We start from the raw sequence: 6,453 nt of genomic DNA on the forward strand, positions 1-6,453 counted from the left end.
GCCACGTCTCGGGCGCCGCGCTGGTCGATCAGGGTCAGCGCGGCGCCCGAGACGTGGCTGCCGTCCTGGCGCCGGACGTGGCCGGTCACCGGCAGGCCGCCCGCGTCGACGGGGGTGTCGAGCTCGGCCTGGCCGACCGAGTTCGTGATCGGCAGCGCACCCGAAACGGCCTGGTAGTCGCCGTGCCCGTTGGTGCTCAGCGCGTGTTTTCCGCCGCCAACGAGCGCGGGTTCACGGTCGACCGGACGCACCGGCTCGACGATCTCGGTGGGCTCGTCGGCGTGGTCTTCGAGCAGCGCCTCGCCGCCCTCCATGGCCGCCGCGGCCGGGGCCGCGTTGGTCAGCGGGATCTCCTTCATGAACAGGAGGACCACCGTGGCCAGCAGGGCCACCGCACCCGCGATGTAGAACACCGTGGTGATCGAGTCGGTGAAGCCGATCAGGATCGGCGTCTTGATCGCCTCCGGCAGGGACTGGATCACGCTGGTGTTCTCGGACAGGTTGCCGACGCTCGCGCCGGCGCCGGCCGGCAGCTGCCCGCCGAACGCCTTCGTGATGTTCGGCATCAGCGTGTTGAACAGGACCGTCAGGAAGATCGCGACACCGGCGGTACCACCGATCTGGCGGAAGAACGTCGCCGACGCGGTCGAGACGCCCATGTCACTGCGCGGGCCCGCGTTCTGCACCGCGATGATCAGCGTCTGCATGCACTGGCCGAGGCCGAGGCCGATGATGGCGGCCGCGACCAGCGGGTGCCACACCGGCGAGTCGTATTCGACCTGCGCGAAGAAGAACGCACCGGCCGCGATCATGAGGGTGCCCACGATCGGGAAGACCTTGTAGCGACCGGTCTTGCCGGTGATCCGCCCGGAGACGATCGAGCTGATCATGATGCCCGCCATCAGCGGTAGCATCAGCAGCCCGGATTCGGTCGGCGTGTAGCCCTGCACGACCTGCATGAACTGCGGGATCATGGTGATCGCGCCGAACATCGCCACACCGACGATGACACCGCCGATGATCGCCACGGTGAACGTCGAGTTCTTGAACAGCCGCAGCGGGATCAGCGCGGCGTCCTTCATCCACCGTTCGACCGCGATGAACGCGATCACGCCGACGCCGCCGACGACGTAGCAGAGGATCGACTTGCCGTCGCCCCAGCCCCACTTCTGGCCCTGCTCGGCGACGATCAGGAACGGCACGACCGCGACGACCAGGGCGAGGGCGCCCCACCAGTCGATCTTGTGCTTCTGCGGGATGTGCGGCACGTTCAGCACGCGGGCGACGACGAACAGCGCGAGGATGCCGATCGGGACGTTGATCAGGAAGACCCAGCGCCAGCCGTGGATGTCGTAGCCGAAGATGCTGCCGGCGTGCTCGATGCCGGCGAAGAAGCCGCCCAGCACCGGGCCCAGCACGGTGGACAGGCCGAACACCGCGAGGATGTAGCCCTGGTACTTGGCCCGCTCACGCGGCGGCACGATGTCGCCGAGGATGGTCATGGCCAGCGACATCAGGCCGCCGGCGCCGAGGCCCTGCACCGCGCGGAACGCGGCCAGCTGGTACATCGACTGCGCGAAGGCCGAGGCCAGCGAACCGGCGACGAAGATCGTGATCGCGGCGAGGTAGAACGGCTTGCGGCCGTAGATGTCGGACAGCTTGCCGTAGATCGGCGTGACGATCGTCGAAGTGATCAGGTACGCCGTGGTCGCCCAGGCCTGCAGGTCGAAGCCGTGCAGGTCGTTGGCGATCTTGACGATCGAGGTACCGACGATCGTCTGGTCGAGCGCGGCCAGGAACATGCCGCACATCAGGCCGCTCAGGATCGTGACGATCTGGCGGTGGCTCAGCCGGGGTGGTTGACCCACCTCGGGCTGGGCGACTGCTTCGGTGGTGGAACTCATGCGTTGGCCCCCTTGGCCGGTGCACCGGCGGACGCGTGGGCGTCGGCCAGCTGTGGAGAGTGGTTCTCGATACCTGTGTTGAGCCGGCCGAAGAGGCGGTTCAGGGTCTGGATGTCCCCGTCGGTCCAGTCCCCGAGCACCTCGGCCAGCCATTGGTTGCGCTGCTTGCGGTTCTCTTCGAACACCCGCATGCCCTCGCTCGTCGGCGCGAGCAGGCAGGCACGCCCGTCTTCCGGGTCGGCCTGGCGCTCGACCAGCCCGTGCTGCACGAGCGAGCTCGACTGCCTGCTGATCGTGGAGATCTCGGAGTGGAGCGACTCGGCCAGCTTGCTGGTGCGCTGCGGGCCCTCGTGGATGAGGGTGAAGAGGATCGCGTACGCCGCCCGCTCGATGCCGTCCGGCCCCTGCTTGGAGACCTGCGACTTCGCCTTGTTGATCAGCCGGACCAGGCGGACGAGCTCGTGCCCCAGCTGGTCGGCGAGGTCCAGCTCGGCCGTGGGCCGGGTGGCGGAGTGGTTCGGTGCCATGGTTGATCCTTCAAGGCGTTGGTTGGCGGCTGCAACTAGTTGCCTCAGGCAAGGATGTGCTCTTACTAGCGGTTATGCAAGCGGAGTACCTCGTGATGTGGCAGAACACACTTTAGTTGCCGTATGCAAGCAAGATTCCTCCGGACTGCGGCCGGAACAACGGCGCCCGCGGCGGGTTGGAAAGTGCATGACCGACGACACAGCGCTGAAGGACTTCCTCGCCGCCCGCCACCACGGCGTCCTGGCGACGATTCGCCGCGACGGCCGGCCGCAGCTGTCCACGATCACCTACCTGTACGACGCGGGCACCCTCATCGCGTCGATCACCGAGACCCGCGCGAAGACGAAGAACATGCGCCGCGACCCCCGGGTGACCTTCCACGTGAGCAGCGAGGACGGCTGGAGCTACGTCGTCGTCGAGGGCCGGGCTTCGCTCACGGCACCGGCCGCGGCGCCGGACGACGACACGGTGGAGGCGCTGGTCGACTACTACCGGCGCGTGTCGGGCGAGCACCCGGACTGGGCCGAGTACCGCGAGGCGATGGTCACCGACCAGCGGGTGCTGCTGACGGTGCACGTCGACAAGCTGCTGGGGCTGGTCCGCTGACGCACTGCTCCGTTACGGCTGGTTTCGAAAGAAGATTTCCGCACTGCGGACTGTCCGGGCTTACGATGAGGCCATGAGCGACGAAGCTTTGGTCACCCGGCTCCGGGACCTGCTCGGCAAGAGCGCCGTGCTCACCGACTCCGACGTCACGGCTTCCTATGCGCGCGACATGATGCCGCTGGCGCCGTCGGGCACGCCGCTCGCCGTGGTGCTGCCCGCGAACACGGCGGAGGTGCAGGCCGTCGTCAAGGCGTGCGCCGAGGCGAAGGTGCCGATCGTCCCGCGCGGAGCGGGCAGCGGGCTGTCCGGCGCCGCGAACGCCATCGACGGCTGCGTCACGCTGGCGCTGACCAAGCTGAACGAGATCGTCGAGATCGACGCGGGCAACCGGCTGGCGGTCGTGCAGCCGGGCGTGGTCAACCTGGACTTCCGCAACGCCGTGGAGAAGCACGGGCTGTTCTACCCACCGGACCCGTCGAGTTACGACTGGTGCACGATCGGCGGCAACCTGTCGACCAACGCGGGCGGCCTCTGCTGCGTGAAGTACGGCGTGACGACGGACTCGGTGCTCGGCCTGGAGGTCGTCCTGGCCGACGGGTCACTGCTGAAGACCGGCCGCCGCACGGTGAAGGGGGTCGCGGGCTACGACCTGGCCCGGCTGTTCGTGGGCAGCGAGGGCACGCTCGGTGTGATCACGCAGGCCACGGTCCAGCTCAAGCCGCTGCCCCAGGCCCCGGCCACGCTCGTCGCGGGCTTCAGCACGACGGAAGCGGCCGGGGAGGCCGTGGCGCGGGTGGTTCGCGAGGGTCTCGTGCCGTCGTTGCTGGAGATCATGGACGCGTCGTCGATCAAGGCGTCGGAGGCGTACCTGAAGACCGACCTCGGAGCGGGGTCGAACTGCCAGGCCCTGTTGCTCGGCCAGTCGGACGCGGGCGGCGAGGTGGCCCGCCGCGAGCTGGCCGCGCTGGAGCAGATCTGCGTGGACTGCGGTGCGGACCTGGCGTACACGACGGAGGACCTCGAGGAAGGCCGGATGCTGCTGCAGGCCCGCCGCGTGGTCCTGACGGCGCTGGAGACGTACGGCCTGTGGCTGACCGACGACGTGTGCGTGCCGCGGACGCGCATCGCGGAGCTGATCCGCGGCTGCGAGAAGATCAGTTCCGAGGTGGGGCTGCGGATCGCGGTGGTCGGCCACGCCGGCGACGGCAACATGCACCCGACGATCGTCTACCAGCCGGACGACCCGGACGAGTTCGAGCGGGCGCAGCGGGCGTTCGACGAGATCCTCGAGGTCGGGCTCGCACTGGGCGGCACGGTGACCGGGGAGCACGGGGTCGGGAAGATCAAGCGGGAGTGGCTGGCGCGCGAGATCGGGCCGGTGGGGCTGCGGGTGCACCAGCAGATCAAGCGGGCCCTGGACCCGGAGAACCTGTTCAACCCGGGCTCGATGTTCTCGATGACCTGAGCCGCGCCCGCAGGGGTCCCCGCCCGGGGGACCCCTGTTTTCACGTTACCGCGAGGGTCCGACAGTTTCGGGCGGCTCGGTCCCGGACGCAGGTTCGGCGGCTCAGTCCCGGACGCGGGGAATGCGCTGGGTGACCTCGGGATCGGTCTCCGCGACGGCCTTCTTCTCCCGGCGCGACTTGAGGTACTCGAGCACGATCGGGACCACCGAGATCAGCACGATCAGGACGAAGATCGCGTCGATGTTCTTGCCGATGAAGGGGATGTCGCCGAGGAGGTAGCCGAGCACCGTGATGCCCGCGGCCCACAGGATGCCGCCGAGCACCGTGTAGGTGAAGTAGGTCTTGGGGCTCATCCGGCCGATGCCGGCGATCCAGGTGATGAAGGTCCGGACGAACGGCACGAACCGGGCCAGCACGACCGCCTTCGGCCCGTGCTTCTCCAGGAACGCATGCGTCTTTTCGACGTGTTCCCGCTTGAAGAACTTCGAGTCGGGCCGGTTGAACAGCTTCGGCCCCGCGAAGTAGCCGATGTAGTACCCGGCCACGTTGCCCAGCAACGCCGAGACGGTCACGAGCACGCAGGTCAGCCACAACGGGTACAGCTTGCCGCCCGCGATGAGCAGGCCCGCCGTGAAGAGCAGCGAGTCACCGGGCAGCACCGGGAAGATGCTGCTCTCGATGAAGATGACGAGGCACAGCACCGCGACGGCGGGACCGGCCACGCCGTCCAGGAGGACGTTCGGGTCCAGCCATGACGGCAGCAGCGACATCGTGTTGACCGTGCTCTGGGCGAGAATCACCTCGAAAACGGTACAGGGTCACCCTGAGTCGTGACTGAGACCCGGTCAGACCAGCGTCAGCAGGCCGACCACGGACCCCGCGGCGAGCCCCAGCAGCACCGCCAGCATCAAGATCCAGTACGCCGGGAGCTGGGCGGCCTGGCGCACCGGCTCCGGCGGCCGCGGGGCGAACGTCGTCGGCGCCTCCGCGTCCAGGGCCGCGCGCTCCCGCTCCAGCGAGTCCGCGCTGGCGCCCGAGAGCAGCCCGTACGCCGATGGCAGCTCGTTGATCGCGCTGGTCGGGACCGCCTCGGTGGCCGGCTCGGCCGGAGCCGCGGGCGAAGCCGGCGGCGACACCTGCGGGGCGAAGACGGCTTGCGCGCGAAGGGCGTCCGCCAGCAACTGCTCGGGGTCCTTCGGCTCGCTCATCTCCGCCCGTCCGCTCGCAGAAACCTACGTACTCAAGGTAGCCGTTCCCACCTCGGCGACCCATTCTCCCCGGCGCAGCACCTTCGCCGGCCGCAGGTCCTGGTCGAGGACCACGATGTCGGCCTGGTAACCGGCGCACAGCATCCCGGTGTGGTTCGCGATGCCGAGCAGCTCCGCCGGCCGCTGCGACGTCGCGTGCACCGCGTCGAGAATGCCGAGTTTCGCACCCCGGACCAGATTGCGGAAGGCGGTGTCCATCGTCAGGGTGCTGCCGGCCAGCGAACCGTTGTCGGCGAGCGTGGCGACACCGTCGTGCACGTCGACCTCGAGACGGCCCAGCGTGTAGCGGCCGTCCGCCGCGTCCGTGGCCGACATCGCGTCGGTGATGAGGACCGTCCGGTTGCGGCCCGCGTGCCGCGCCGCCAGGCGGACCACGGTCGGGTGCAGGTGGACCAGGTCGCAGATGAGCTCGATCGTGATGCGCTCGTCGTCCAGCAGCGCGCCGACCGGGCCGGGCTCGCGGTGGTGCAGCGGCCGCATGCCGTTGAACAGGTGGGTCGCCACCGTCGCGCCCGCGTCGATCGCGGGCAGCAGCTGCTCCTCGACGCCGTCGGTGTGCCCGATCGCGGCGATGACGCCGGACTCGGCCAGCTGCCGGACGGCCTTCACGCCGCCGTGCAGCTCGGGGGCGATGGTGACCATCCGGATCGCGCCCTGGCCCGCGCGCAGCAGCTTTTCGAC

Annotated in this window: 7 protein-coding genes; 2 read left to right on the top strand and 5 right to left on the bottom strand. The window is 69.1% G+C overall.

The window, feature by feature from the left end; translation table 11 throughout:
- Both CCN39_RS35705 and CCN39_RS35710 read right to left on the bottom strand, forming a co-directional pair.
- Positions 1-1,904 (bottom strand): MDR family MFS transporter (locus CCN39_RS35705; protein ID WP_143264272.1); only part of this gene is annotated, 1,904 nt, incomplete at its 3' end.
- Entirely contained in the window at positions 1,901-2,431 is a 531-nt protein-coding gene (locus tag CCN39_RS35710) for a MarR family winged helix-turn-helix transcriptional regulator (RefSeq protein WP_086849607.1), read from the bottom strand. The genes CCN39_RS35710 and CCN39_RS35705, both read right to left, overlap by 4 nt.
- A 187-nt stretch (positions 2,432-2,618) precedes the next feature.
- Between CCN39_RS35710 and CCN39_RS35715 the strand changes: the two genes are divergently transcribed.
- Both CCN39_RS35715 and CCN39_RS35720 read left to right on the top strand, forming a co-directional pair.
- Positions 2,619-3,038 (top strand): PPOX class F420-dependent oxidoreductase, encoded by a 420-nt coding sequence (locus tag CCN39_RS35715; protein WP_086849610.1) that lies wholly within the window; start codon positions 2,619-2,621, stop codon positions 3,036-3,038.
- A 73-nt stretch (positions 3,039-3,111) separates the two neighbouring features.
- A complete protein-coding gene (locus CCN39_RS35720) occupies positions 3,112-4,503 on the top strand; it encodes an FAD-binding oxidoreductase (protein ID WP_167455278.1) in 1,392 nt (463 codons plus the stop codon).
- Between the two features lie 102 nt (positions 4,504-4,605).
- Here the strand turns inward: CCN39_RS35720 and CCN39_RS35725 are convergent, their stop codons facing one another.
- From CCN39_RS35725 to CCN39_RS35735, 3 genes are all read right to left on the bottom strand, one after another.
- Positions 4,606-5,304: a DedA family protein gene (locus CCN39_RS35725; RefSeq protein WP_086849612.1), complete on the bottom strand. Its 699-nt coding sequence runs from the start codon at positions 5,302-5,304 to the stop codon at positions 4,606-4,608.
- A 45-nt stretch (positions 5,305-5,349) separates the two neighbouring features.
- Complete coding sequence (locus CCN39_RS35730) at positions 5,350-5,712, bottom strand: hypothetical protein (RefSeq protein WP_086849614.1); 363 nt, start codon at positions 5,710-5,712, stop codon at positions 5,350-5,352.
- A 24-nt stretch (positions 5,713-5,736) separates the two neighbouring features.
- The coding region (locus CCN39_RS35735) for an N-acetylglucosamine-6-phosphate deacetylase (RefSeq protein ID WP_143264273.1) at positions 5,737-6,453 on the bottom strand (717 nt) is incomplete at its 5' end.

Source organism: Amycolatopsis kentuckyensis (assembly GCF_002155975.1).
In the GTDB taxonomy this organism is placed as follows: Bacteria; Actinomycetota; Actinomycetes; order Mycobacteriales; family Pseudonocardiaceae; genus Amycolatopsis; species Amycolatopsis kentuckyensis.